This window comes from Nocardioides sp. Leaf285 (assembly GCF_001422955.1).
Classification (GTDB): Bacteria; Actinomycetota; Actinomycetes; order Propionibacteriales; family Nocardioidaceae; genus Nocardioides; species Nocardioides kribbensis.
The window spans coordinates 103785-130488 of sequence record NZ_LMNH01000001.1 but is presented as its reverse complement, the minus strand read 5'-3'; the positions used below and the strand labels follow the sequence as shown (position 1 = coordinate 130488).

Genomic DNA, 26704 nt, shown 5'->3' with positions numbered 1-26704 from the left:
TGCCGTCGCGCTCAGGCGGGCGGCACCACCCCTGCGGGGGCGCCCACCGACCAGGCGATCCCGTCGAGGATGTCGGTCTCGGAGGCCACGACCCCGGCGACCGCGGTGCGTCGCAGCACCCGCGAGAGCACCAGGGCACCGGCCCCGATGACGTCGGCGCGTCCCGGGTGCATCCAGGGCAGGGCCAGCCGCTCGGCCACCGTCATCGCCAGCAGCCGCTCGGTCAGCTCGTGCACCGCCTCGACGGGCAGCTCGGCGTGGTCGACGGCGTCGCGGTCGTAGGCCGGCAGGCCCAGCACCCCCGCGGCGACCGAGGTCGCGGTGCCGGCGACGCAGACCACCGTGCGGGCCGCGGCGGCGTCGACCGGGCAGGCGTCGAGGGCGGCGTCGACGTCGGCGATGCAGGCCGCCACCTCCTCCGCGGTCGGCGGGTCGGAGTGCAGGTGCCGCTCGTGCAGGCGCACCGAGCCGACGTCCATCGAGTGCGCCGCTGTCGGTGTCGCCCCGCCGAGGATGAGCTCGGTCGAGCCGCCGCCGACGTCGACGACCAGCACCGGCTCGGCCGGTGCGTCGAGCTCGCGCACGGCCCCGGCGTAGGCCAGGGCGGCCTCCTCGGCGCCGGAGAGCACCTCGGGCAGCACCCCGAGGCGCGCGCGCACGCCCTCGCGGAAGTCCTCGGCGTTGCTCGCGTCGCGGGTGGCCGAGGTGGCGCAGAAGCGGACGTCCTCGGGTCGCACCCCGTGCTCGGCCAGGATCGCGGCGTAGCGCTCGACCTCGGCGAAGGTGCGCTCCAGCGCCTCCGGGGAGAGCCGTCCGGTGCGGTCGACGCCTGCGCCGAGGCGCACGACGGTGGCCTCGCGCACCAGCACCTCCGGCATGGTGCCGACCAGCAGCTTGATCGTGTTGGTGCCGCAGTCGACGGCGGCTACGGGCCGACGCACGGACCCTGCTCCCACCACGGGCCCAGCAGCGCGAGCACCTCGTCGCCGAGCGGGTTGACTCCGGGGCCCTGCGCCAGGGCCTGGCCCGCGAGCACGTGCAGGCACTTGACCCGGCTCGGCATGCCCCCGGCGGAGATGCCGGCGATCTCGGGCACTGCACCGGTCCGCCGCTCCAGCTCGCCGCGGGCCTCGAGGTAGCGCTCGTGGGCGCGGGCGTAGGCCGCGGCCAGCTCGGGGTCCTCGCCGAGGCGGGCCTCCATCTCCTTCATCAGCCCCGAGCCCTCCAGGGTCCCGATGCGGGAGGCGGCGCGGGGGCAGGTGAGGTAGAAGGTCGTCGGGAAGGGCGTGCCGTTGGGCAGGCGCGGCTCGGTGGTGACGACGTCGGGCCTGCCGCACGGGCAGCGGTGGCCCACGGCGTGGATGGCGCGGGGCTCACGGCCCAGCTGCTCGCCGATGGCCGCCTCGTCGGCGGGGTCGATCACTGGTCGCTGTCCTCCTGGCCGCTGGGGGCCTGCTCCGGGGAGCCGTCGATCTCGGTGGCGGGCGGGGTGCCCTCGTCCTTCGGGGGGCGTCCGGCCGTCTCGACCGACGCCCAGGCCTCGTCCCACCACGCGGTGGGCTCCTCGGGCGCGACGTCGGCGGGGTCGGTGAGCGTGGCCTCGGCCTCGAGCGGCTCGCCGTCCTCGTCGAGCACCACGAAGGAGCGCTCACCGGGCATGACGTAGCCGAAGCGCTCGCGCGCCACCTGCTCGACGTACGCCGGGTCCTCCCAGCGCCGCTGCTCGCGCTCGAGCACGTCGATGTCGGCCTGGCGCTCCGCGATCTCGGTGCGCAGGTCGTCGAGGTGGGCCCGCTGCTGGAGGTAGGCCCGCGCCGAGGAGGCGTAGGACACCGCCAGCACGGCGAGCACGAGCACGAGGATCATCGCGCGACCGGTCAGCCGCGGGCGCCGCGCCGACGGGCCGGGCCCGTCGGGGGCACGACCGGCCAGGGGGGCACGGGTCCGCGGGCCGCCCGCGGGACGCCCGGGGCCTGACCGGCCCCGGGCTCCCGGCCGGGAGGCGGCCCCCCGCGCGGGGGTGCGTCGCTTGTCGGCCATGCCTCCTAGGGTCCCCTACGCGGTGTACCGCGGGAACGCCGACACACCGGCGTAGCGCGCGGCGTCGCCGAGCTCGTCCTCGATGCGCAGCAGCTGGTTGTACTTCGCGACGCGCTCGGAGCGGGCCGGGGCGCCGGTCTTGATCTGGCCGCAGTTGGTGGCCACGGCGAGGTCGGCGATGGTGGTGTCCTCGGTCTCGCCCGAGCGGTGGCTCATCATGCAGCGGTAGCCGTTGCGGTGGGCCAGCTCGACGGAGTCGAGGGTCTCGGTCAGCGAGCCGATCTGGTTGACCTTCACCAGCAGCGCGTTGGCCTGGCCGCCGGAGATGCCGCGCTGGAGGCGCTCGACGTTGGTGACGAAGAGGTCGTCGCCGACGATCTGGATCGTCGAGCCGAGCTGGTCGGTCATGGCCTTCCAGCCCTCCCAGTCGTCCTCGTCGAGGGGGTCCTCGATGGAGACGATCGGGTAGGCCTCGCACAGCTCGGCGTAGTAGGCCACCATCTCGGCGGCGGTCTTGGAGCCGCCCTCGAAGGCGTAGGTGCCGTCGGTGCAGAACTCGCTGGCCGCGACGTCCATGGCCAGGGCGATGTCGGTGCCCAGGGTCAGGCCGGTCGCGGCGACGGCCTCGGCGATGAGGTCCAGCGCGGCGCGGTTGGAGTCGAGGTTCGGGGCGAAGCCGCCCTCGTCGCCCAGGCCCGTGGCCAGGCCCTTCTTCTTCAGCACCGCCTTGAGCGCGTGGTAGACCTCCGCGCCCTGGCGCAGCGCCTCGCGGAAGGTCGGAGCGCCGATTGGCGCGATCATGAACTCCTGGATGTCGACGTTGGAGTCGGCGTGGGAGCCGCCGTTGAGGATGTTCATCATCGGCACCGGCAGCACGTGGGCGTTGGGGCCGCCGACGTAGCGGTAGAGCGGGAGGCCCGCGGAGTCGGCCGCCGCGCGGGCCACGGCCAGCGAGACGCCGAGGATCGCGTTGGCGCCGAGCTCGGCCTTGTTGGGGGTGGCGTCGAGGTCGAGCATGACCTGGTCGACCAGGCGCTGGTCGTCGGCGTCGAGGCCCTCCACGGCCGGGCCGATCTTCTCCACGACGCCGCGCACGGCGTTCTCGACGCCCTTGCCGAGGTAGCGGTCGCCGCCGTCGCGCAGCTCGACGGCCTCGAACGCGCCCGTGGAGGCGCCGCTGGGCACCATCGCCCGGGCGAAGGTGCCGTCGTCGAGGAGGACCTCGACCTCGACGGTGGGGTTGCCGCGGGAGTCGAGGATCTCGCGGGCGCCGACTGCTTCGATGGATGCCACTGGCTTGCTCCTGGTGCAGAGGTGTCTCGGGTGAGGGCCCGGCCAGCCTAGGGGACCCGGCACCCCGCGCCGACCCTGCGACCCCGTCGTCTCGGGTGAGCCGCCCCGCCCGCTCGCCGGGCAGGATCGGTGCGCATGGAGCCCCTGCCCCCGCCCGAGACCCGCATCCGCCAGGTGACCGCCCTCTTCGAGGGCCTCGCCGACACCTACGACACCTCCGACGTCGCCTTCAGCGGACCGGTCGGCGCCGAGCTGGTGCGCCGTCTCGCCCCGCAGGCCGGGGAGCGGGCCGTCGACCTGGGGTGCGCCCGCGGCGCCGTCACCTTCCCGCTGGCCGAGGCCGTCGGCGCCGAGGGCCACGTCGACGCCCTCGACCTGGCGCCGAGCATGGTCGAGCTGACCGCCGGCGAGGCCCGGCAGCGCGGCGCCTCCCAGGTCGAGGTCGTGCTCGGCGACGCGGTCGAGCCGCCGCTGGAGGAGTCGTCGTACGACGTGCTCGCCTCCTCGCTGCTGCTCTTCTTCCTGCCCGAGCCCGACGTCGCGCTCACCGCGTGGCGCCGGCTGGTGCGGCCCGGCGGGCGCGCCGGGTTCACGACCTTCGGCACCTGGCCGCCGGCGTGGCGGGCGGTGCTCGACGTGTTCGACGACCACGCCCACCGCACCGGCCGGCGCAGCATGACCCAGGCCCCCGAGGTCGACGAGGACCAGGAGGTCACCGACTTCCTCACCGGCGCCGGCTGGAGCGACGTGGAGCACGCCACGCTCACCCACGACCTGGTCTTCGACGACCTCGACCACTGGCGGCGCTGGTCGCTGACCACGTGGCTCACCGACGTGTGGATGCGCAGCCCCGTCGAGGAGCACCCCGAGATCCTCGAGCGCATCGGCGAGGTGCTCGAGGGCACCCGCGGCGACGACGGCCGGCTCCACCTGCACCTGGTGGTGCGCTACACCCTCGCCCGCCCCTGAGCCGACCCCGGACCCGCCCGGGCCGGCTCAGACCCGCCGTCGCACCGCGTCGCGCAGCGCCTGCTCGGGGTCGGCGCCGGCGGCGCGGGCCTCCGCGACCAGGCCCAGCAGCCGGTCGCCGAGGTCGTCGGGGTCGAGGTCCTCGACCGGTCGGCCCGCCCGGGCCAGCCGGTCGAGGGCCTTGTCGGCCAGCAGCAGGGCGGGCAGCGTGGCGGGCACGCCGTCGAGCAGCGCGGCGCGCGGCCTCTCCTCGGCCTTGATCCGCTGCCACGCGTCGTCGACCGACGTCGCGTCGTCGTGGGCGACCGGGTCGGGGCCGAAGACGTGCGGGTTGCGCCGCACCATCTTCTCGGCCAGGCCGGAGGCCACGTCGTCGAGGTCGAAGTCGCCGTGCTCCTCGGCCACCGCGGCGTGGAAGTAGACCTGCAGCAGCAGGTCGCCGAGCTCCTCGCGCAGGTGGGAGGCGGCCGCGTCGCGACGCCGGGGGTCGCCGGCGTCCTCGGCCGCCGCGAGCGCGTCGACGGCCTCGAGGGTCTCGTGGGCCTCCTCGAGCAGGTAGCGCGACAGCGAGCGGTGGGTCTGCTCGCGCTTCCAGGGGCACTCGGCGCGCAGGCGTCGCATCATCGTGCGGAAGACGAGCAGCGGCTCCTGCCCGCTCCCCTCCCGACCGGGCTCCCCGGCGCCCGCCACGCTCAGCCGCAGCGCTGCGACGCGGGCAGGGCGGCGACCTGCTCCGGGGTCAGCTCCCCGTCGAGCGCGGTGGCGGCCTCCCCGACGGCGACCGAGAGCTCGGGCACGGTGCCGGCCTCCTGGCTGGCCACGTCGATCGAGGCGAAGCGGGGGTTGGTCTCCACGCCGTTCTCGTCCTGCCACTGCTGCACCAGCCCGGTGGCCGCGGCCTGGGCCTCCTCGCCGCTGGTGCCCTCCTCCACCTGCGACGTCACCGCGCTGTTGAGCACGGCGGTGAAGAGGTCGGGCCCGGCGAAGACGGGCAGCACGTCGTCGACCAGGTCGGGGTCGGCGCCGGTCAGCCCCTCCCGGGTGGTCTGCTCGACCTGGCGGCGCGCGGCCGCGACGTCCACGTCGTAGTCGGCGCCGATCTGCTCGGCCATCGAGCCCAGCACCAGGCTGTAGAGCACCTGGTCGCGGAAGGCGGCACCGGCGATCGGGGCCTGGCCCTCGTTGGACTCCAGCAGCTCGCAGGTGTCGGCGGCGAAGGTGTCGACCTCGCTCAGCGTGATGTCCTCGTCGCCGACCGTCGCGGCGACACCCGGACGGATCGAGGTGTCGGCGACCCCGCAGCCCGCGAGCCCCGAGCCGAGGAGGACGACGGCGGCCAGACCGGCTGCCGGGCGGACGATCTTCACGTGGACTCCCGCGGGTCGATGATGGCGTCGATCACACTGCGGGCCCATTCAAGCAGGGCGATCCCGTCGATGGGCTTGCCACCCACGACCGCCGTCTGCGGCCGCGGCACGAGGATGGTGTCGACCCCGGTCTTGACGATGGCCTTCGGATACATCCGCATCAGCCGCACCACTCGCGACTCCGGGAGGCTCACCGGCGCGAAGCGGACGTTCTTGCCGGCGACCGTCACCTCGCCCACGCCGGCCTGGCGGGCCCGGGCGCGGAAGCGGGCCACCAGCAGCAGCGACACGACCACGACCGGCGGCTCGCCGTAGCGGTCGAGCAGCTCCTCGTTGATGGCGTCGACGTCCTCGTCGGTGCGCACCTCGGCCAGGCGCTTGTAGATCTCCAGGCGCAGGCGCTCGCTGGGGATGTAGTCGTGGGGCAGGTGGGCGTCGACGGGCAGCTCGATGCGCACCTCGTCGAGCTCCGGCTCGCCCTCGCCCTTGAACTCGTGGACGGCCTCGCCGACCAGGCGCACGTAGAGGTCGAAGCCGACGTCGGCGATGTGGCCCGACTGCTCCCCGCCCAGCAGGTTGCCGGCGCCGCGGATCTCCAGGTCCTTCATCGCGATCGCCATGCCGCCGCCCAGGTCGGAGTGCTGGGCCAGCGTGGCCAGCCGCTCGTGGGCGGTCTCGGTGAGCGGTTTCTCCGCGGGGTAGAGGAAGTAGGCGTAGGCCCGCTCGCGGGAGCGGCCCACGCGCCCGCGCAGCTGGTGCAGCTGGGAGAGGCCCAGGGTGTCGGAGCGCTCGATGATCATGGTGTTGGCGTTGGAGACGTCGAGGCCCGACTCCACCAGGGTCGTGCACACCAGCACGTCGAAGCGCTTCTCCCAGAAGTCGAGCATCACCTGCTCGAGCTGCTTCTCCCCCATCTGCCCGTGGGCGGTGGCCACGCGCGCCTCGGGCACCAGCTCGCGGATGCGCGCGGCGGCCTTCTCGATCGACTGCACCCGGTTGTGGATGTAGAAGACCTGGCCCTCGCGCAGCAGCTCGCGGCGCACGGCCGCCACCACCTGGCGGTCCTCGTAGGCGCCGACGTAGGTCAGCACGGGGTGGCGCTCCTCGGGCGGGGTGGTGATGGTCGACATCTCCCGGATGCCGGTGATCGCCATCTCCAGGGTGCGCGGGATCGGCGTGGCCGACATGGAGAGGACGTCGACCGAGGTGCGCAGCCGCTTCATCTGCTCCTTGTGCTCGACACCGAAGCGCTGCTCCTCGTCGACGATGATCAGGCCGAGGTCCTTGAAGCGCACGTCGCGGTTGAGCAGGCGGTGGGTGCCGACGACGATGTCGATCGAGCCGTCGGCCATCCCCTTCATCACCTCGGCCGCCTCCTTGTCGCTCTGGAAGCGGCTCAGCGCCCGCAGCACGACCGGGAAGCCGCTCATCCGCTCGGCGAAGGTCGACAGGTGCTGGGTGACCAGCAGCGTGGTCGGCACCAGCACGGCGACCTGCTTGCCGTCCTGCACGGCCTTGAAGGCCGCCCGCACCGCGATCTCGGTCTTGCCGTAGCCCACGTCGCCGCAGACCAGCCGGTCCATGGGCACGACCTGGCGCATGTCGGCCTTGACCTCGTCGACCGTGGTCAGCTGGTCGACGGTCTCCTGGAAGGGGAAGGCGTCCTCGAGCTCGCGCTGCCAGGGGGTGTCGGGGCCGAAGGCGTGGCCCTTGGTGGCCTGGCGCGCGGCGTAGAGCTTGATCAGCTCGGCGGCGATCTCGCGCACGGCCTTGCGGGCGCGGCTCTTGCGCTTGGACCAGTCGGCGCCGCCGAGCCGGTCGAGGCTGGGCTGCTCGCCGCCGACGTAGCGGGTGACCTGGTCGAGGGCGTCGGCGGGCACGTAGAGCCGGTCGGCCGGACCCCCGCGCTTGGAGGCGCCGTACTCGAGCACGAGGTACTCGCGCACCGCTCCCCCGGCCTCGCGCTGCTTCATCTCGATGAAGCGGCCCACGCCGTGCTGCTCGTGCACGACGAAGTCGCCGGCCTTGAGCTCGAGGGGGTCGATCTGCTTCTTGCGCCGCGCCGGCATCTTGCGCATGTCGCGCGTGGAGGACTTCTGCCCCGAGATGTCCTCCCCGGTCAGCAGCACGAGGCGGTTGGTCTCGTCGACGAAGCCCTGGGTCAGCGAGCCGCAGGTGACGGTCACGACGTCGGGGCCCAGCTCACCGTCGAGCCGCGCGGGCACGTCGTGCTCGCCGAGGGCCTCGACCATGCGGTTGGCCGGACCGTGCCCGACGTGCACCACGACGGTGCGGAAGCCCGCGGTCCGCCAGCCCTCGAGGTCGGTGATGGCCTTCTCGACGTCGCCGCGGTAGGCGTCGACCGGGTGGGCCGGCAGGGCCCGGGTCGGCACGCCGGCGTCGCTGGCGCTCATGCCGGTGGCGGTCTCGGCGTCGTCGGCGATGCCGAAGGGGCTCATCGTCCACCACGGCTTGCGCTGCTCGAGGCTGGTCAGCCTCACCTCGGCCAGGTCCTGGTACGACGCAGCGCCCAGGTCGACCGGGGCGGTGCCCCCGCCGGCCGCGGCGGCCCAGCTCGCGCCGAGGAACTCCTCGCTGGTCGCGACCAGGTCGTGGGCGCGGCGGCGCGCCCGCTCGGGGTCGAGCACCAGCACGTGGGTGTCGGCCGGCATCAGGTCGACCAGCAGCTCCATCTCGTCGACCAGCACCGGGGCCAGCGACTCCATGCCCTCCACCGCGATGCCGGCGGCGATCTTGTCGGTCAGCTCCAGCAGCTGCGGGTGGCTGCGGCCCAGCTCGGCGGCCCGCTCGCGCACGGCGTCGGTGAGCAGCAGCTCGCGGCACGGCGGCGCCCAGAGCCGCTCGACCTTCTCGAGGGTGCGCTGGTCGGCGACGGAGAAGCTGCGGATCTCCTCGACGTCGTCGCCCCAGAACTCCACGCGCAGCGGGTGCTCCTCGGTCGGCGGGAAGACGTCGACGATGCCGCCGCGCACGGCGAACTCGCCGCGCTTCTCGACCAGGTCGACCCGGCTGTAGGCCGCGTCGGCCAGGCGCCGCACCACGTCGTCGAGGCCGGCGGCCTCGCCGCTGACCAGCTCGACGGGCTCGAGGTCGGCGAGGCCCGCGACCTGCGGCTGGAGCACCGAGCGCACCGGGGCCACGACCACCTTGAGCGGTCCGTTGGAGGCGTCGGTGCCGGGGTGACGCAGGCGGCGCAGCACCGCGAGGCGGCGCCCGACGGTGTCGCTGCGCGGGCTGAGCCGCTCGTGGGGCAACGTCTCCCAGCTGGGGTAGTAGGCCACCGTCGCGGGGTCGACGAGGTCGCCGAGCGCCCCGACCAGGTCCTCGGCCTCGCGGGCGGTCGCGGTCACGGCCAGCACCGTGCGGCCCTGGGCCACCAGGCCCGCCACCACGAAGGGCCGCAGCGCCTCCGGCCCGGTGAGGTCGAGCGCACGCACGGCGCCGCCGGCGGCGTCGGCCAGCACCTCGGACAGCGTGGCGTCGGCGAGCACGGCCCGCGCCAGCGCCGTGACCGCGGGGCTGGTCGACGGGGCGGGGGGAAGGACGGTGGTGGTCACGAGGCTCCTCGACTGACGGGCGTCACCCACGACGACGGCCCCCGGTCGAGACGACAGGGGGTGGTGACCGGCCCAGTCTAGGTCGCACCACCGACGACGGGATCGTCTGCGGCCCGGACGGGTGGGGGCGGGCAACCACCGGGAGGCCATGATGAGATCGGCACCACAGCACCGGCCCCGCAGGGGCCGCGACGAGAGGCGTGACATGGAGCTGCAGCTGACGGCCGAGGAGCAGGAGTTCCGCGCGGAGATGCGCGACTTCTTCACCACCAAGGTCTCCCAGGAGATCCGCGACGCGGTGGCGGCGGGCCACGAGCTCACCCGCGAGCAGATCGTGGAGGCCCACCAGACGCTCAACGCGGCCGGCCTGGCCGTGCCGCACTGGCCCGAGGAGTGGGGCGGTCGTGGCTGGAGCCAGATCCAGCGCCACATCTGGAACGAGGAGATGCAGGCCGCCGCGGTGCCGCCGCCGCTGGCCTTCAACGCCTCGATGATCGGTCCGGTCATCGCGCAGTTCGGCAGCCAGGAGATCAAGGAGCGCTTCCTGGCCAAGACCGCCAACCTCGACATCTGGTGGAGCCAGGGCTTCTCCGAGCCCGACGCCGGCTCCGACCTCGCCGGCCTGCGCACCACCGCGGTCCGCGACGGCGACGACTGGGTCGTCAACGGCCAGAAGACCTGGACCACGCTGGGGCAGTACGGCGACTGGATCTTCACCCTCGTGCGCACCGACCCGGAGGTGAAGAAGCAGAAGGGCATCTCGATGCTCCTCATCGACATGACCTCCCCCGGCGTCGAGGTGCGGCCCATCGAGCTCATCGACGGCGGCCACGAGGTCAACGAGGTGTGGTTCAGCGACGTGCGCGTGCCGGGCGAGAACCTCGTCGGCGAGCCCGGGCAGGGCTGGACGATGGCCAAGTTCCTGCTCGGCAACGAGCGCGTCGGCGTGGCCCCCGTGGGCTCCACCAAGCGCCGCCTGGCCCGGGCCAAGGAGCTGGCCGGCGAGCAGGCCCACGACCCGCTGACCGCGGCCCGCATCGCCGAGCTGGAGAACGAGCTGCTCGCCCTCGAGCTCACCGCCCTGCGCGTGGTCGCCCACTCCGCCGGCAGCGAGCCCCACCCGGCGAGCTCCGTGCTCAAGCTCAAGGGCACCGAGCTGCAGCAGGCCGTGAGCGAGCTGCTCGTCGACCTCGCCGGGCCCGGGTCGCTGGCGTCGGGCGCGGGCGACGACAGCGCCCTGCCCGACTGGGCGCGCCACGCGACCCCGTCGTACCTCAACCTGCGCAAGGCCTCCATCTACGGCGGCTCGAACGAGATCCAGCGCCAGATCATTTCCCGCACGATCCTCGGCCTCTGAGCCGGGCAGGAGACTCATCATGGACTTCACCTACGACGACGAGCAGGACGCCCTGCGCGACGCGGTGCGCGGACTGGTCGGCCGGGCCTACTCCGACTTCGAGCAGCGCCGCCAGACCACCAAGGCCGACCCGGGCTTCTCGGAGAAGGTCTGGACCCAGCTGGCCGAGATGGGCGTGCTGGGCCTGCCCTTCAGCGAGGACGACGGCGGGGTCGGCGCCGGGCCGGTCGAGATCTCGATCGTGGCCCAGGAGCTCGGCCGCGTCATCGCCCCTGAGCCCTACCTCACCAGCGTCGTGCTCGCCGGCGGGCTGGTCTCCGCGGTCGGCACCACCGAGCAGCGCGGCGAGGTGCTCGGCGCGCTGAGCGCCGGCGAGAGCGTGCTGGCGCTGGCCCACGACGAGCCCGGCTCGCGCTGGAGCCCCTCGGCCACCGCGGTCACCGCCACCGAGGAAGGCGGCTCCTGGACGCTGAGCGGCGTCAAGGAGCCGGTCGTCCACGGCGCGCGCGCCGACCTGCTCGTGGTGAGCGCCGCGCTGCCCGACGGCGGCACCGGCCTCTTCCTCGTCGAGGGCTCGGCCGCCGAGCGCACCGACTACCCCACCTACGACGGCGGCCGCGCTGCCAAGGTGACGTTCTCCGGCACCGCCGCGACGCCGCTGGGCGAGGCGGGTCGCGACGTCACCGCCAGCATCGCCACGGTCCAGGACATCGGCCGGATCATGGCCTGCAACCAGGCCGTCGGCGCGATGGAGGTGGCGCTGCGCACCACCACGGAGTACCTCAAGAGCCGCAAGCAGTTCGGCGTGCCGCTCAACACCTTCCAGGCGCTCAACTTCCGCGCCGCCGACATGTACGTCTCCCTGGAGCTGGCCACGAGCCTGACCCAGTGGGCCACCATGGTGCTGGCCACCGGCGACGCCGAGGCCACCCGTGACGCCGCCCACCGGGCCTCGCTCCAGGTGAGCCGGGCCAGCCGCCACGTCGGTCAGGAGGCGATCCAGCTGCACGGGGGCATCGGGATGACCGCGGAGTACTCCGTGGGCAGCTACGTCTCGGTCCTCACCGCCCTCGAGCGGCTCCTCGGCGACGGCCAGCACCACCTCTCCGCCCTGGCCGGCGGCATCGGCGACTACGGCTCGATCGACCCGCTTCCCTGACACCGGTGGGAGGGGTCCTTAGGATCCCTCCCATGACGGGCACCGCCGAGGACACCACCCGCTCGGCACCCCCGGGCCTGCCGCCGACCACGAGCCGGGGCCCCCGGGCCCTGGCCATGGCGGTCTACGCCGTGCTGCTGGTGCTGTGGAGCGAGCTGCTCGGCATCCCCAACGACACCGTCCAGGTGTTCGTGTGGCTGTGGCTCGGCACGATCGCGTGGAACGTGCAGGCCCCGTGGCGCTACCACCTGCTGTTCCTGCGCGACTGGTCGCTGCCGGTCATCGGCCTGGTCGTCTACTTCTACAGCCGCGGCCTCACCGACGAGCTCGGCCTCCCGGTGCACGTGCGGATGCCGATCACCGTCGACGAGTGGCTCGGCGGGGGCGTCACGCCCACCGAGCGCCTCCAGGACGCGTGGTGCGGCGACCCGTGCCTGCGCGAGAGCCCGCCCCGGTGGTACGACGTCGTCCTGACCACCGTCTACGCCTCCCACTTCCTCACCGGCCTGACCATCGCGGCCGTGCTGTGGGTGCGCAACCGCACCCAGTGGGTGCGCTGGATGCGCCGCTTCCTGGCCATCAACTTCGGCGCCCTGGTCATCTACGTCGTCTACCCGATGGCCCCGCCGTGGATGGCCTCCGAGCAGGGCTACCTCGGCGAGGTCACCCGGATCACCGGCCGCGGGTGGGCCGACCTGGGCCTGGGCCGCTTCGACCTGGTGCTCCAGGGTGTCGGCAACCCGGTCGCCGCCATGCCCTCGCTGCACGCGGGCATCACGTTCCTCGTCGCGCTCTACGGCGTGGGCCACCTGCGCACCCGCTGGCGCTGGCTGCTGCTGCTCTACCCGCTGCTGATGTCGGTGGCCCTGGTCTACTACGCCGAGCACTACGTCGTCGACGTGGTCGCCGGCGGGCTGCTGGCGGGCCTGGTGCTCGCCGGCTCCACCTGGTGGGAGCGCCGCCACGAGCGCCCCACCCCAGCCTGACCCCCACCCGCCTGACCCACACCCGACTGACCCACACCACCGACCGAGACACACGAGAGGCACCACCGTGCGAGGACTCCAGGGCAGGACCGCCGTCGTCACCGGCGCCAGTCGCGGCATCGGCCTGGCCGTGGCCCAGCGGCTGGTCGCGGAGGGGGCGCGGGTCTGCGTCACCGCCCGCAAGCCCGAGGCGCTCGAGGAGGCCGTCGCGAGCCTCGGCGGCCCCGACCACGCGATCGGCGTGGCCGGCAACGCCGGTGACGCCGCGCACCGCGACGAGGCGGTGGCCCGCACCCTCGAGACCTTCGGCAGCGTCGACCTGCTGGTCAACAACACCGGCATCAACCCCGCCTACGGCCCGCTGATGGCGCTCGACCTCGACGCCGCCCGCAAGATCGTGGACGTCAACGTGGTCGCCGCCCTCGGCTGGGTGCAGGTCGCCCACCGCGCCTGGATGGGCGAGCACGGCGGTGCGGTGGTCAACGTCGCCTCGGTCGCGGGCGTCAGCAGCGCCCCGGGCATCGCGATGTACGGCGCGAGCAAGGCGATGCTCATCCACCTGACCAAGGACCTCGCCGTCGAGCTCGGCTCGTCGGTGCGGGTCAACGCGGTCGCCCCCGCGGTCGTGAAGACCCGCTTCGCCGAGGCCCTCTTCGAGGGCCGCGAGGAGGAGGTCGCCGCGACGTACCCGCTGCGCCGCCTCGGTGTGCCCGACGACGTCGCGGGCGCCGTGGCGTTCCTGCTCTCCGAGGAGGCCTCCTGGCTGACCGGGCAGACCGTCGTGCTCGACGGCGGCGTCACCCTCGCCCACCGCTGAGCCCGGTCCGCCCGCCGGGACCGGGACTGTGACGGCGACCACCCGTGGGTCAGGATGAGGTCATGGACCTCTCCCTGAGCGACGAGCAGCAGAGCTTCCGCGACACCGCGCGGGCCTTCCTCGACAAGGAGGCCGTGCCCCACCGCATCCAGTGGGACCGCGACGAGTCGGTCGACCTCGCGATCGTGCCGAAGATGGCCGAGCTCGGCTTCTTCGGCCTGACCATCCCCGAGGAGTACGGCGGGCTGGGCGGCGACTACGTCACCTACGCCATCGCCATGGAGGAGCTCGGCCGCGCCGACTCCGCCCTGCGGGGCATCGTCTCGGTCAGCAGCGGCCTGGTCGGCAAGTCGATCCTGTTCTTCGGCAGCGAGGAGCAGAAGCAGGAGTGGCTGCCGCAGCTGGCCACCGCCTCGAAGCTGGGCTGCTTCGGGCTCACCGAGCCCGGCACCGGCTCCGACGCCGGCAACCTGACCTCGCGCGCGGTCAAGGACGGCGACGACTACGTCCTCAACGGCCAGAAGCTGTTCATCACCAACGGCACCTGGGCCGACGTCGCCCTCGTCTTCGCCCGCACCAGCGACGACGGACCCCGCGGGGTCACGGCGTTCCTGGTGCCCACCGACACCCCCGGCTTCGAGGCCCGCGAGATCAAGGGCAAGCTCGGGCTGCGCGGCCAGGCCACGGCCGAGCTGTTCCTCTCCGACGTGCGCGTGCCGGCCTCGGCCGTGCTCGGCGAGGTCGGCAAGGGCTTCAAGATCGCCATGAGCACCCTCGACAAGGGACGGCTCGCGGTCGCCGCCGGCTGCGTCGGCATCGTGCAGGGGTGCCTGGAGACCAGCGTCGACTACGCCCTCAACCGCACCCAGTTCGGCAAGCCCATCGCGGGCTTCCAGCTGGTGCAGGACATGATCGCCGACATCTCCCTCGACGCCGACGCCGCGCGCCTGCTGGTGTGGCGCTGCGCCGACCTCATCGACCGGGGCGAGCCCTTCGGCACCGCCGCCTCCAAGGCCAAGCTGTTCGCCTCCGAGGCCGCGGTGCGAGCGGCCAACAACTGCATCCAGGTGCACGGCGGCGCGGGCTACGTCGACGAGTACCCCGGCGCGAAGTACCTGCGCGACGCCCGGGTCATGACGCTCTACGAAGGCACCAGCCAGATCCAGAAGCTGCTCATCGGCCGCGCCGAGACCGGCATCAACGCCTTCGTCTGACCCCTCCCGCCGCACACCCTCCACCCCTGACAGGAGCACCCTCCGTGCCGCTCGACCCCCAGCTGGCCACCCTGCTGCAGTTCCTCGCCGACTCCGGCGCGCCGTCGATGTCGGAGGGCACCGCCGAGCAGGCGCGCCACGGCTTCCGCACCCTCGCCGTCGACCTGCGCGACCCCGCGGTGCTCCCGGAGGTCGAGCGGGTCGAGGACGTCGAGGTCCCGGGCGGCGACGGCCCGCGGCCCGCCCGGGTATACCGCCCGGCCTCCGACGGCCCGCTCCCCACCGTGGTGCTGCTGCACGGAGGGGGCTTCGTCGTCGGCGACCTCGACACCCACGACCTCTACGCCCGCTGCGTCGCCGACGTGTGCCGCGCGGTCGTGGTCTCCGTCGACTACCGCCTCGCCCCCGAGCACCCCTTCCCCGCAGCGGTCGACGACGCCGTCGCCGCCACCCGGTGGGCCGCCGAGCACCTCGCCGACCTCGGCGGCAACGACGTGCTGGCCGTCACCGGCGACTCCGCCGGGGGCAACCTGTCGGCGGTCGTCACCCAGGTGATGCGCGACGAGGGTCGTCCGCTCGACGCGCAGCTGCTCTTCTACCCCGCCACCGACCTGGCCGGCAGCTACCCCTCCACCACCGAGAACGCCGAGGGCTACTTCCTCGACCAGGCCACCATGCTGTGGTTCGGGGCGCACTACGTCGGCTCGGGCGGGGGTGAGGTGGTCGGGTCGCCGCGCTTCTCCCCCATGCTCGGCGACAAGGCGGGGCTGCCCCCCGCCGTCGTCGTCACCGCCGAGTTCGACCCGCTGCGCGACGACGGCAACGCCTACGCCGAGGCCCTGGCCGCGGCCGGCGTGCCGGTCGAGCACCGCGTCTTCCCCGGCCTCATCCACGGCTTCGTCGACATGGGACGCCACTCCGCCGCGGCCCAGGCCGCGGTGGACGAGTCGCTCGCGCTCTTCCGGGGGCTGCTGCACCGCTGACCAGGGAGGGCCGAGCAGAGCTGTGCGGCCCGAGCGGGGAGGAGCGGCCCAGGCGTGAGCGCCGGCGGGTAGCGTCACGCCATGCGCCTGCGCCCGCTCCTCGCCCCCGTCGCCCTGTGCCTCGCCCTCGTCGCCACCGGCTGCTCCTCCGACGACTCGGCCGACGGCCCCTCCGAGAGCTCCCCGGAGACCTCCGCCGCGTCGTCGCCCTCGGCGTCCGCCTCGGAGCCGTCGGAGACCTCGGAGCCCGACACCGACACCGAGACCGACACGCAGGAGGTCGCGACCGACCAGGTCGCCTTCGACGTACCCGGGTCGTGGGTGACGGTCGACGCGGCCGAGGCCTTCTCCGGCGACGACGCCACCGAAGACCCGGTCGTCCAGGACCTCGCCGAGCGCCTCGGCGTCACCCCCGAGCAGGCCGTGCAGACCTTCGCCCAGATGGACCTCATCGTCACCAGCGACGGCGAGCGTGACGCGGGTGTCCTGACCAACCTCAACGTCGTGCACGTCCCCGGGGCCCTCCCCACCGAGTCCGCCGCGCGGGCCGAGCTGAGGCAGATCGGCGCCACCATCACCTCGATCGAGGCCGTCGAGACCGGTGCCGGCGACGCCCTCCGTGTCGCCTACACCCTGGAGGCCGGGGGCGGCCAGGTGCGCTCGCAGGCCCTGGCCGTCGACGTCGACGGGCAGCTCGTGACCATCACCGTCACCGCCGGCACCGAGACGACCAGCGACGAGCTCACCGACCTGGTCGTCGACTCCCTCACCGCCGCCTGACCAGCCGCTCCACCCAGCCGTCGGTGCCGCCCGGCGACCGGCCCGTGGGTCGGCGTCGGTGACCGACCGACCGGAAGTGGCGGGAGACGACACCTCCAGCGGCCCTCGACCCGTCGCACGCCGCCACTCCCCCAGCGACCCGCCCCGGGACACGAGTCGCCCCCGCGTGACGGGTCTCCAGCGCGCGCGGCGACCGACCGACCGGGAGTGGCGGGAGACGACACCTCCAGCGGCCCTCGACCCGTCGTACGCCGCCACTCCCCGGACGACCCGCCCCGAGATGCGAGGCGCCCCCGCGTGACGGGTCGGCAGCGCGCGCGGCGACCGACCGACCGGGAGTGGCGGGAGACGACACCTCCAGCGGCCCTCGACCCGTCGTACGCCGCCACTCCCCGGACGACCCGCCCCGAGATGCGAGGCGCCCCCGCGTGACGGGTCGGCAGCGCGCGCGGCGACCGACCGACCGGGAGTGGCGGGAGACGACACCTCCAGCGGCCCTCGACCCGTCGTACGCCGCCACTCCCCCAGCGACCCACCCCGAGACGCGAGGCGCCCCCGCGCGAGGGGTCGGCAGCGCGCGCGGCGACCGACCGACCGGGAGTGGCGGGAGACGACACCTCCAGCGGCCCTCGACCCGTCGTACGCCGCCACTCCCCGGACGACCCGCCCCGGCGGGAGACGACACCTCCAGCGGCCCTCGACCCGTCGTACGCCGCCACTCCCCGGACGACCCGCCCCGAGATGCGAGGCGCCCCCGCGTGACGGGTCGGCAGCGCGCGCGGCGACCGACCGACCGGAAGTGGCGGGAGACGACACCTCCAGCGGCCCTCGACCCGTCGTACGCCGCCACTCCCCGGACGACCCGCCCCGGGACACGAGGCGCCCCCGCGCGAGGGGTCGGCAGCGCTCGCGGTGACCGACCGACCGGAAGTGGCGGGAGACGACACCTCCAGCGGCCCTCGACCCGTCGTACGCCGCCACTCCCCGGGCGACCCACCCCGGAACACGAGGCGCCCCCGCGTGACGGGTCGCCAGCGCGCACGGCGACCGACCGACCGGAAGTGGCGGGAGACGACACCTCCAGCGGCCCTCGACCCGTCGTACGCCGCCACTCCCCGGGCGGGCCCCGCTACGGCGACCGGCAGACCGACCGCGCCCTGCGCACCAGCACGCCGTCTCGGATCCGCGACGGCCACGACACCCGGGCGACGACGTCACCCGCCGCGCCACCGAGGGCGGGACCACACGCCGCCTCAGGCGCTCCGTGCGCCGCCTCAGGCGCTCCGTCGCCCGCGACCTCGACCGCTCGGGCACCCGGGGGGACCGACGTCGTCAGCGGTCGTAGGCCAGCAGGGCGAGCTCGAGCATCAGCTTGTCCCGGGGGTTGGCGAGGTGGCGGCCGGTGAGCGCCTCGATCTGCTTGAGGCGGTAGATGACGGTGTTGCGGTGGCAGAAGAGCTCCTCCGCGGCGTGGGTCGGGGAGCCGTCGTGGCGCAGCAGGGCGCGCAGGGTGTCGACGAGGGTCGTGAGCTGGGCCTCGGGCTGGTTCAGCAGGTCGCCAAGGGTCTCGCGCAGCAGCAGCGGCGCGACCTGGGGGCTGCCCGCCAGCAGCACCTCGGGGAGTCGCTCGGAGACCGAGACCACCTGGGGCCGGCCGCGCGGGAGGGTCTCGGCGGCGCGGGTGGCGAGCTGGTAGGCGGCGGCGAAGCCGGCGATCCCGTCGGGGCAGCCGGCGACGCCGACTCGACCGGCCGCGTGCGGCGCGAAGACCTGCGCCAGCCCGGGCTCGTCGGGCAGGGGGCCGGCGAGCAGGCCGAAGTGGGCCCCGGCGCGCACGTGCCACACCGCGGTGACCCCGAGCCGCTCGAGGCCGTCCTCGGCCAGCGTGAGGGCGTCGTCGAGCGAGCCGTCCTGGAGCGCGACCACGCAGGCGAGGTCGGCGTCGCCGCGGATGCCCAGCACCGCGAGCGCCTCGCCGGCGAAGTCGGGATCGGCGCCGCGGCCCTCGAGCAGCGCGTCGAGCACGGTCTGCTGGCGCTGGAGGTCCTGGCGCTGGAGCCGGCGCGCCTCTCGGCGGTAGGCGTCGATGAGCACGGCGTTCTGGATGTCCAGGTCGGCCCAGACCCCCCGCCCGGCGAGAAGGAGCACGGCGTCGTCGACCCGCAGGTGGGCGGGGCCGGTCGAGGAGCGCTCCACGAGCGCCTGCCACAGCACCCGCGCACCGAGCGTGTAGGCGTTCAGCACGACCTCCAGGGGCACCCCCTGGCGGGCGCGCCGCCGGCCGGTCTCCCGCCACACGTCGCGCGCACCCTCGCCCCCCGGCTGCCCGCTGCCGCTGAGGATCTCCAGCCCTCGCCGGATGTGCATCCGGGTGCTCTCGCGCACGTCGAGACGCAGGTCGGGCCCCACGCGGTCGTAGACCTCGGCGTCGCGCTCGAGCAGGGTCAGCGTGATCTGGTCGGCGATGCGGTCGGCGTCGTCGACCAGCAGCCGCCAGGCCCGACGTACGTCGGCCGTCGTGGCGCGGTCGAAGCCGACCGGGTCGGGGGCCGGCCACGCCGACCGGCGGCCGGGGGCCCGCTCGGCCGCCCCGGAGGAGGCGCCGGGTCGCCCAGAGGAGGACACGGGACGACGTTCGCACTCCGCGCACAATCTTGACCAGCCCTTTACCCCGATCACTGCGTTGGATCCAAGGATCTTTGTGCTCCGCGCCTAGTGCACTTCCTGTGCGCTGCGACCAAAGTGGTGGCCGTCACACCGGGGCCCCACCCTCGACCTGGTCGACACCGTCCTCCCGCGGCGCCACCCCGCCGCGCGCGACCGACCCGCGACCGACCTGCGACGACCCCCGCCGACCCCCCGACGAAAGGGCGCGATGTCCGCGACCTCCTCCCCCGCTGCGCCGTCCCCCGGGGCCGCCTCGGCCACCGGCCCCGTGCTCGAGCTGCGCGACGTGACCGTCACCTTCGGCGGCGTCACGGCCCTCTCGGGCGTGGGCCTCGCCGTCCGTCCGCACCAGGTGCTGGGGGTCATCGGCCCCAACGGCGCCGGCAAGACGACCCTCTTCAACGTCGCGTGCGGCTTCGTCACCCCCGACACCGGCACGATCGTGCGGGAGGGTCGCGAGCTGGGCCGCCTGCACGCCCACCAGCTGGCCGGCCTCGGCATGGCCCGCACGCTGCAGGGCCTCGGCCTCTTCGACCGGATGAGCGTGCTCGACAACGTCGTCGTGGGCGCCGACCGCCACGCGAGCGTGGGGTTCCTGGGCTCGTTGCTCGCCCTGCCCCGGGCGGCCCGCGAGGAGCGTGAGCTGCGCGAGCGGGCCCGCGCCGTGCTCGAGGAGCTCGGCATCGCGGCGTACGCCGACCGCTACCCGCCCAGCCTGCCCTACCCCGTGCGCAAGCGGGTCGCCCTCGCCCGGGCGCTGGCCGCCGAGCCGACGCTGCTGCTCCTCGACGAGCCCGCCAGCGGGCTGTCCGCCGACGAGATGGACGAGCTCGGAGACCTGGTGCGCAGCCTGACCGACCGGATGTCGGTGATGCTCGTGGAGCACCACATAGACCTGGTCATGCGGGTCTGCGACGAGATCACGGTGCTCGACTTCGGCCGCGTCATCGCCCACGGCACACCGGCCGAGGTCCGCGACGACCCCGCCGTGCTGGCCGCCTACCTCGGCGAGGTCGTCGGCGACGAGGACGCCCCCGGCGCCCTGCCCGCGACGACCGAGGGAGGTCGCTGACGTGCTGACCCTCCACGAGCTGTCGACCAGCTACGGCCCCGTCAAGGCGCTGCAGCAGGTCTCCTTCACCGCCCGCGAGGGCGAGATCACCGCCGTCCTCGGGGCCAACGGCGCCGGCAAGACCACGCTGCTGCGCACGGTCTCGGGCCTGCAGCGCGCCGACTCCGGCACCATCGAGCTCGAGGGCAGGCGGCTGGGCAAGGTCGCGGCCGACCGGATGCCCGGGCTCGGCATGGCCCACGTGCCCGAGGGCCGCGGGGTGATCACCGAGCTGACCATCGAGGAGAACCTCCGCCTCGGGGGCCTGGGGCGCGGGCGCCGCGTGCAGCCCGCCGACCTCGACCGCGTCTACGACCTCTTCGCCATCCTCGGCGACCGTCGGGCGGCGCTGGCCCACACGCTCTCGGGCGGGGAGCGGCAGATGCTGGTCATCGGCCGCGCGCTGATGGCCGGGCCCCGGATGCTGCTGCTCGACGAGCCCTCCCTCGGCCTGGCCCCGCGCATCGTCGCCCAGATCTTCGACCTGCTGCGCGGGCTCGTGCAGTCCGACGGGCTGAGCGTGCTGCTCGTGGAGCAGAACGCCCGCAGCGCCCTGTCGGTCGCCGACCACGGCGTCGTGCTCAACCTCGGCCGTGTGGTGGCCGACGACGACGCGGCCACGCTGGCGGCCGACGACCAGCTCCGACACGCCTACCTCGGGTTCTGACCCGTGCGACGAGAAGGAGAGACCTCGTGCAGCAGCTGCTGAACACCGCCCTCGGCGGTCTGACCCTCGGCATGGTCTACGCCGCGTTCGCGCTGGCCCTCGTGCTGATCTTCCGCTCCACGCGGATCGTGAACTTCGCCCAGGCGCCGATGGCGATGGTGACCACCTTCATCGCCCTCACCCTCATCGACGCCGGCTACTCCTACTGGATCGGCTTCGCCGCCGCCCTGCTCGCGGGCCTCGTGCTCGGCGCGGTCGTCGAGCGGGTGCTGATCCGCCCGGTCGAGGACAAGCCCGAGATCAACGCCGTCATCCTCACCCTGGGCCTCTTCATCGTGCTCCACGCCCTCGCGGCCGTGGTGTTCGGCAACGCCTACCGCTCCTTCCCCGCGCCGTTCGGGATCCGCGGCTTCGAGGTCGGCGGCAGCACCATCGCGCTGACCGGCTTCGGGGTCTTCACCATCGGCGCGGTCGTGGTGGTGATGGCGCTGCTGGTGGCGCTCTTCCGCTTCACCGACGTGGGCCTGCGCATGCGGGCCGCGGCCTACAACCAGGAGGTCGCCCGCCTGCTGGGCGTCAGGGTCGGGCGCATGCTCACCCTCGGCTGGGCCCTGGCCGCGCTGGTCGGCTCCCTGGCCGGCATCCTCATCGCCGGCGGCAGCCTGGTCCACCCGGGCTACATGGACTCCGTCGTCGTCTACGGCTTCGTGGCCGCCGTGCTCGGCGGCCTGGAGAGCCCCATCGGCGCGGTGGTCGGGGGCCTGACCCTCGGTGTCTCGCTCAGCTTCGTCAGCGGCTACGTCGGCTCCGAGCTCGTCGCCCTGGCCGCCCTGGGCATCCTCATGCTGGTCCTGACCCTGCGACCCGGGGGCCTGTTCTCCCAGGCCGCGGAGAGGCGCGTCTGATGCCCGCGAAGCTGCAGCGCCTCTGGCGCGACTCCGTCCTGGGTCGCCACGTCCTCGTCGCGCTCGTCGGCCTGCTGGTCGTCCTGCTGCTGCTCGAGACGGTCAACGACTTCCGGGCCATCCAGCTCTCCTCGATGGCCTACCTCGGCATCGCCGCGGGCGGGCTGACCATCCTCACCGGCCTCAACGGCCAGATCTCGCTGGGCCACGGGGCGCTCATGGCGATCGGGGCCTACACCGCGGCCCTCATGCTGCCCGACCGCGACGCCTCGACGCCGCTGCCGCTGGTGGTGCTGGTGTCGGTGCTCGTCACGCTCGCGGTCGGTACGGCGGTCGGCGCGGCCGCCGCCCGTCTCCACGGCCCCTACCTCGCCGGCGCCACCCTCGCCCTGGCCGTCGCCGTGCCCGGCATCGCGCTCTACTTCGGCGAGACCCTCGGCGGGGAGCAGGGCCTGCGGGTCTCGATGCCCGACGTGCCGGTCTGGGCGCTGGACGCGGAGTACCTCCTCACCGGCACCGAGATGACCCGCAGCGGCTGGGTCGCCCTCATGGCGTGGACCACCCTCGCGATCACCTACGTGCTGCTGGCCAACCTCTCCCGCGGCCGGGTCGGCCGCCGGTGGCGCGCCGTGCGCGACGGCGAGGTCTCCGCGGAGCTGGCCGGCATCCGGCTGGGCCGCTCGCGGGTCTCGGCCTTCATGGTCAGCGCCGCCGCGGCGGGGGCGGCCGGCGCCATGCTGGCCTTCACCGTGCGGCTGGCCGCGCCCAGCGGCTTCACGCTCACCCTCAGCCTCACCCTGCTCACCGCGGTGGTCCTGGGCGGTCTGGGCAGCCTGGGCGGCGCCCTGGTCGGAGCGGCGCTGCTGACCTTCCTGCCGCCCTTCGTCACCAGCGTCGGCAGCGACGCCGGCCTCAGCGACCTGCGGGCCGCCGAGCTGGCGCCACTCGTCTACGGCCTGGTCATGATCGCGGTCATCCTGCTCGCCCCGGCCGGCATCGCCGGCTCCTTCCGCGCCTGGCGCATCCGCCGCCAGGCCCGGGTCGCCCTTGCCCCGGCGCCGGTCGCGGCCAGCACTACCGGCACGACCGGCACCCCCGACTCCCCCACCCGCAGCACCGTCCCCACCTCCTCGAAGGGAACACCCACATGACAAGACGAGCCAGGCTCATCGGCCCGCTGGCCGGACTGGTCGCCGCCTCCACGCTGCTCGCAGCGTGCGGCGCCGGCGGCGACCGCGAGTCCGACGGGGGCGGAGGTGACAGCGGCGGGTCGACCGACATCGGCGTCACCGACGACACCATCACCATCGGCGCGCACTTCCCGCTGACCGGGGTCGCGGCCCCGGGCTACAGCGAGATCCCGCTGGGCGCCGCGGCGTACTTCGACTACGTCAACGCCGCCGGCGGCATCAACGGCCGCCAGATCGACTACATCGTGCGCGACGACGGCTACAACCCCACCAACACCAGCACCGTCACCAACGAGCTGGTGCTCCAGGACGAGATCTTCGCGATGGTCGGCGGCCTCGGCACCCCGACCCACAGCGCGGTCGTGGACTTCCTCAACGACGAGGGCGTGCCCGACATGTTCGTCTCCTCGGGCTCGCTGCAGTGGGGCGACGACGTCGAGAACCGGCCCTACACCTTCGGCTGGCAGCCCGACTACGAGATCGAGGGCAAGATCATCGGCCAGTACGTCGCCGAGAACATGCCCGACGCCAAGGTGGGCCTCTTCCTCCAGGACGACGACCTGGGCGCCGACGCCGAGGTCGGGGTGCGCCAGTTCCTCGACGAGCAGATCGTCGAGGTGCAGCGCTACACCTCCGGCAACACCGACGTGGGCCCGCAGATCGCCGCGCTCCAGTCGGCCGACGCCGACCTCGTGCTGTCCTTCAACACCCCGTCCTACACCGCGCTGAGCCAGCTCGTGGCGCTGCGGCTGGGCTACGAGCCGCAGTGGTTCTACTCCAACATCGGCTCCGACCCCGAGCTCGTCGGCTCCCTGCTCTCGCGCTTCTCCGAGGGCGCGGTCGAGGGCGACAACTCCTCCCTCGACGGGATCCTGACCTCGGAGTACATCCCCGGCGTCGAGGACACCGACAACCCGTGGACCCAGCTGTGGCAGAAGGTCTGGGACCAGGAGGGCGAGGAGGGCGAGCTGAGCAACTTCCGCATCTACGGCATGTCCAGCGCCTACGCCTTCGTGCAGACCCTGGCCGCGGCCGGCGAGGACCTCACCCGCGACGGCCTCGTCGAGGCCCTCGAGGAGTCCGGCGAGTCGCTGGAGGGCCCGCAGCTGGCGCCCTTCCGCTACTCCGCCGACAGCCACCTCGGCATCTCCGGCGTGCAGCTGGTCGAGCTCAACGGCGGCGCCAGCGACCCGATCACCCCGGTGCTGGTCACCGACATCGGCGACGCCCCGATCGAGGAGGACAGCTCCGGCCAGGCCGACGACGCCCCGCCGGAGTCCGGCATCCCCGAGGCGCCCTGAGCCGGCCGCACCACCTGAGCCGCACAGCACGCCGAGCCGCACGGCACGGGCCGTCCGTCCCTCCGGGGGCGGGCGGCCCGTCTGCGTCCGTCCTCGGCCGGGCCTCAGCCCCGCCGCGTCTCCAGCACGCGGAAGCCCTTGGCGCTGGCCAGCCGCTCGGTGGGCCAGCCCTGCTCGCCCAGCCAGCGCTGCAACGAGTCGGCGCCGAGGTTCTTGCCCACCACCATCACCGCGCGCCCGCCCGGCGCCAGGCGCGGCAGCCAGGTGAGGAGCAGCTCGTGGAGCGCGGCCTTGCCGATGCGGATGGGCGGGTTCGACCAGATCTCGTCGTACGTCGCGCCCTCGGCCACCGCGTCGGGCGTGAGCGCGGTGAAGCGGTCCGCGACGCCGAGCGCCGCGGCGTTCTCCCCCGCCAGCAGCACCGCGCGCTCGTTGACGTCGACGGCGGTGACCTCGGCGCCGGGCACGGCGACGGCCACGGCCAGCCCGATGACGCCGTAGCCGCAGCCCAGGTCGAGCACCCGCCCGGCCGACGGCGGCTCGGTCTCGCGGAAGAGCACCGCGGTGCCGACGTCGACCCGGCCGCGGGCGAAGACGCCCGACCCGGAGACGAGCTCGAGGTCGTGGCCCCACACGTGCGCCGCGACGACGGCGCGGGTGAAGGGCACCGAGGGGTCGGCGGTGAAGTAGTGGTCCTCGGAGCGGTCCTCGGGCTGGTCAGTCACAGGTCCTCCTGGCGCGGGTCTGCTCGGCGCGGGCGGCGAGCTGGTCGTCCTCGGCGTAGGCGACCTCCTCGAGCGTGAGGCCGTGGGCGTGGGCCACGGCCACCGCGGGCGAGCGGACGCCGGCGGCCAGCACCTCGGCGGGCCACGTCGTGGGCCGGCGGCCGTCGCCGACGGCGAGCAGGCAGCCGACCAGCGAGCGCACCATCGAGTGGCAGAAGGCGTCGGCCCGCACGGTGGCCACGGCGAGACCGTCGGCGTCGCGGGACCACGCGAGCTCCAGCAGCGTGCGGATGGTGGTGGCCCCCTCGCGGCGGCGGCAGAAGGAGGCGAAGTCGTGCTGCCCGACCAGGTCGTCGGCGGCGGTCTGCATGGACGCCAGGTCCAGCGGGCGCGACCAGGCCAGCACGTGCAGCCGCGCGAGCGGGTCGACGAGGTCGGGTCGGTCGGCCACGCGGTAGGCGTAGCGGCGCCAGGTGGCCCCGAAGCGGGCGTCGAAGCCCGGCGGGGCCTCGCTCACGCGGTGCACCCGCACGTCGGCGGCGAGGATGCCGTTGAGGCGACGGGCCAGCGCCTCCAGCGGCGGCTCGGTCGCGCGCCCGGCCGAGGCCGCGAGCACCGCGGGGTCGACGTCGAGGTGCAGCACCTGACCGCGGGCGTGGACACCGGTGTCGGTGCGCCCGGCGCAGACCACCGGCACCCGCTCGCTGCGCAGCGCCGTGGCCAGCGCCGCCTCGACGTCGCCCTGCACGGTGCGCAGCGTCGGCTGCGCCGCCCACCCGTGGAAGCCGGTGCCGTCGTAGGCGAGATCGATCCGCAGGCGCACGGTGGACGATCCTAGGGCCCGGGCGGGCCGGGCGGCGGGCCGCCCGGTGTGCGCGGCGGTGCGGGTCGCGCGGCCGGGGCGGTGGCGGCGGCGGCGGCAGGCGCGTCGGCGGGCACGTCGTCCGGCGCGACGCCCGCGAGCCCGGCGGCGCGCAGCTCGAGGGTGGCCAGGGCGGCCACGGTCGCGGGGTCGCCGCGCCGCCAACCGGCGGCTGCGTCGGGCACGCGGGCCAGGACGCGCACGGGCTGGCGGGCGAGCGCCCGCACGGCGTAGAGGTCGGGGTCGCCGCCGGCGCGCAGGTAGCGCCGCGCCAGGGTCGCGGTGAGCACGAAGCGCACCCGCCCGGGCAGCCACCACGGCAGCGCGACCAGCACCAGCAGCAGGGCGGTGACCACCCCCGACCAGAAGGCCACGCGGTCGACGGCGTCGGCGCCGTCGGCGCCGGCCTGCGCGATGCCCGCGGAGGCCTCGGCGGCCCGGTCGAAGGGGGCGGCGACCTCGTCGCCCACGACCGGGGTGCCGTCGAGGGTGTCCCCGGCGCCGGTGAGGTTGTCGGCCAGGCTGGTCCCCGCGTCGTCGACCTGGCGCACCTGGTCGGCCACCCCGCCGAGGGCGTCGGTGACCTGGGTGCCGGCCCAGACGGCCAGCACCACCCACAGCACCACGAGGAGGTCGAGGAGCAGCTGCCACGTGCGGCGGGCCGGGTCGGCGGCGTAGAGCACCATCGGGCCACCCCACCACGCGCTGCCCCGGGTCCGGTTCACCCGCCTAG

24 protein-coding genes are annotated in these 26704 nt (G+C 74.2%); 13 read left to right on the top strand and 11 right to left on the bottom strand.

Translation table 11 applies throughout. From position 1 onward, the window contains the following. Positions 1–11 precede the first annotated feature (11 nt). The 4 genes from ASF47_RS00665 to eno form a co-directional block, all read right to left on the bottom strand. On the bottom strand, positions 12–941 hold the full coding sequence (locus ASF47_RS00665) for a Ppx/GppA phosphatase family protein (protein WP_235558565.1): 930 nt from the start codon (positions 939–941) through the stop codon (positions 12–14). After that, the gene (locus tag ASF47_RS00660; protein ID WP_056862123.1) at positions 926–1423 is read right to left on the bottom strand and encodes a DUF501 domain-containing protein; all 498 of its coding nucleotides are present in this window, start codon (positions 1421–1423) and stop codon (positions 926–928) included. Before ASF47_RS00660 ends, ASF47_RS00665 begins: the two co-directional genes overlap by 16 nt. After that, positions 1420–1866 carry an FtsB family cell division protein gene (locus tag ASF47_RS00655; RefSeq protein ID WP_227489012.1) on the bottom strand — a complete coding sequence of 149 codons (447 nt, stop codon included), beginning with the start codon at positions 1864–1866 and terminating at the stop codon, positions 1420–1422. The genes ASF47_RS00660 and ASF47_RS00655 overlap by 4 nt, the downstream gene beginning before the upstream one ends. A gap of 189 nt (positions 1867–2055) precedes the next feature. Continuing rightward, positions 2056–3333, bottom strand: coding sequence for a phosphopyruvate hydratase (gene eno, locus ASF47_RS00650; protein WP_056862121.1), 1278 nt, complete (start codon positions 3331–3333; stop codon positions 2056–2058). Positions 3334–3468: 135 nt separating this feature from the next. Between eno and ASF47_RS00645 the strand changes: the two genes are divergently transcribed. Continuing rightward, complete coding sequence (locus tag ASF47_RS00645) at positions 3469–4302, top strand: class I SAM-dependent methyltransferase (protein ID WP_056862120.1); 834 nt, start codon at positions 3469–3471, stop codon at positions 4300–4302. A 27-nt stretch (positions 4303–4329) separates the two neighbouring features. Here the strand turns inward: ASF47_RS00645 and ASF47_RS00640 are convergent, their stop codons facing one another. The 3 genes from ASF47_RS00640 to mfd are packed head-to-tail and all read right to left on the bottom strand — an operon-like array spanning position 4330 to position 9247. Continuing rightward, positions 4330–4992: a MazG nucleotide pyrophosphohydrolase domain-containing protein gene (locus ASF47_RS00640; RefSeq protein ID WP_056862119.1), complete on the bottom strand. Its 663-nt coding sequence runs from the start codon at positions 4990–4992 to the stop codon at positions 4330–4332. A 2-nt stretch (positions 4993–4994) separates the two neighbouring features. Beyond that, positions 4995–5669 carry a hypothetical protein gene (locus ASF47_RS00635; protein ID WP_056862118.1) on the bottom strand — a complete coding sequence of 225 codons (675 nt, stop codon included), beginning with the start codon at positions 5667–5669 and terminating at the stop codon, positions 4995–4997. Continuing rightward, the gene (mfd, locus tag ASF47_RS00630; protein WP_056862117.1) at positions 5666–9247 is read right to left on the bottom strand and encodes a transcription-repair coupling factor; all 3582 of its coding nucleotides are present in this window, start codon (positions 9245–9247) and stop codon (positions 5666–5668) included. Before mfd ends, ASF47_RS00635 begins: the two co-directional genes overlap by 4 nt. Positions 9248–9452: 205 nt before the next feature. Here mfd and ASF47_RS00625 point away from each other — a divergent pair, with 205 nt between their 5' ends. From ASF47_RS00625 to ASF47_RS00595, 7 genes are all read left to right on the top strand, one after another. Then, positions 9453–10604, top strand: a complete 1152-nt coding sequence (locus tag ASF47_RS00625; RefSeq protein WP_056862116.1) for an acyl-CoA dehydrogenase family protein — start codon at positions 9453–9455, stop codon at positions 10602–10604. A 19-nt stretch (positions 10605–10623) separates the two neighbouring features. After that, complete coding sequence (locus tag ASF47_RS00620) at positions 10624–11763, top strand: acyl-CoA dehydrogenase family protein (protein ID WP_056862115.1); 1140 nt, start codon at positions 10624–10626, stop codon at positions 11761–11763. A 32-nt stretch (positions 11764–11795) separates the two neighbouring features. After that, positions 11796–12749: a phosphatase PAP2 family protein gene (locus tag ASF47_RS00615; RefSeq protein ID WP_056862114.1), complete on the top strand. Its 954-nt coding sequence runs from the start codon at positions 11796–11798 to the stop codon at positions 12747–12749. A 67-nt stretch (positions 12750–12816) separates the two neighbouring features. After that, a complete protein-coding gene (locus tag ASF47_RS00610) occupies positions 12817–13566 on the top strand; it encodes an SDR family oxidoreductase (RefSeq protein ID WP_056862113.1) in 750 nt (249 codons plus the stop codon). A gap of 62 nt (positions 13567–13628) precedes the next feature. Beyond that, positions 13629–14780 (top strand): acyl-CoA dehydrogenase family protein, encoded by a 1152-nt coding sequence (locus tag ASF47_RS00605; RefSeq protein WP_056862112.1) that lies wholly within the window; start codon positions 13629–13631, stop codon positions 14778–14780. A 44-nt stretch (positions 14781–14824) separates the two neighbouring features. Further along, a complete protein-coding gene (locus ASF47_RS00600) occupies positions 14825–15763 on the top strand; it encodes an alpha/beta hydrolase (RefSeq protein WP_056862111.1) in 939 nt (312 codons plus the stop codon). An 81-nt stretch (positions 15764–15844) separates the two neighbouring features. Beyond that, positions 15845–16543, top strand: coding sequence for a hypothetical protein (locus ASF47_RS00595; RefSeq protein ID WP_056862110.1), 699 nt, complete (start codon positions 15845–15847; stop codon positions 16541–16543). A gap of 1332 nt (positions 16544–17875) precedes the next feature. Here the strand turns inward: ASF47_RS00595 and ASF47_RS00590 are convergent. After that, positions 17876–19168 carry a PucR family transcriptional regulator gene (locus ASF47_RS00590; protein ID WP_082499870.1) on the bottom strand — a complete coding sequence of 431 codons (1293 nt, stop codon included), beginning with the start codon at positions 19166–19168 and terminating at the stop codon, positions 17876–17878. Between the two features lie 250 nt (positions 19169–19418). Here ASF47_RS00590 and ASF47_RS00585 point away from each other — a divergent pair, with 250 nt between their 5' ends. From ASF47_RS00585 to ASF47_RS00565, 5 genes are read left to right on the top strand one after another with little or no spacing between them, the layout of a single operon-like run. After that, complete coding sequence (locus ASF47_RS00585; protein ID WP_056862109.1) at positions 19419–20282, top strand: ABC transporter ATP-binding protein; 864 nt, start codon at positions 19419–19421, stop codon at positions 20280–20282. A gap of 1 nt (position 20283) precedes the next feature. Further along, positions 20284–20988: an ABC transporter ATP-binding protein gene (locus tag ASF47_RS00580; protein ID WP_056862108.1), complete on the top strand. Its 705-nt coding sequence runs from the start codon at positions 20284–20286 to the stop codon at positions 20986–20988. 26 nt (positions 20989–21014) lie between these two features. Next, complete coding sequence (locus ASF47_RS00575; RefSeq protein ID WP_056862107.1) at positions 21015–21893, top strand: branched-chain amino acid ABC transporter permease; 879 nt, start codon at positions 21015–21017, stop codon at positions 21891–21893. After that, entirely contained in the window at positions 21893–23044 is a 1152-nt protein-coding gene (locus ASF47_RS00570) for a branched-chain amino acid ABC transporter permease (protein WP_082499869.1), read from the top strand. The genes ASF47_RS00575 and ASF47_RS00570 overlap by 1 nt, the downstream gene beginning before the upstream one ends. Next, the gene (locus tag ASF47_RS00565; RefSeq protein WP_056862106.1) at positions 23041–24384 is read left to right on the top strand and encodes an ABC transporter substrate-binding protein; all 1344 of its coding nucleotides are present in this window, start codon (positions 23041–23043) and stop codon (positions 24382–24384) included. Before ASF47_RS00570 ends, ASF47_RS00565 begins: the two co-directional genes overlap by 4 nt. 104 nt (positions 24385–24488) lie before the next feature. Here ASF47_RS00565 and ASF47_RS00560 read toward each other — a convergent pair whose 3' ends face one another. From ASF47_RS00560 to ASF47_RS00550, 3 genes are read right to left on the bottom strand one after another with little or no spacing between them, the layout of a single operon-like run. Further along, the gene (locus tag ASF47_RS00560; RefSeq protein WP_056862105.1) at positions 24489–25109 is read right to left on the bottom strand and encodes a class I SAM-dependent methyltransferase; all 621 of its coding nucleotides are present in this window, start codon (positions 25107–25109) and stop codon (positions 24489–24491) included. Then, on the bottom strand, positions 25102–25932 hold the full coding sequence (truA, locus tag ASF47_RS00555; RefSeq protein ID WP_056862104.1) for a tRNA pseudouridine(38-40) synthase TruA: 831 nt from the start codon (positions 25930–25932) through the stop codon (positions 25102–25104). The genes ASF47_RS00560 and truA overlap by 8 nt, the downstream gene beginning before the upstream one ends. Positions 25933–25943: 11 nt before the next feature. Further along, complete coding sequence (locus tag ASF47_RS00550; protein WP_200918903.1) at positions 25944–26696, bottom strand: hypothetical protein; 753 nt, start codon at positions 26694–26696, stop codon at positions 25944–25946. Positions 26697–26704 lie beyond the last annotated feature (8 nt).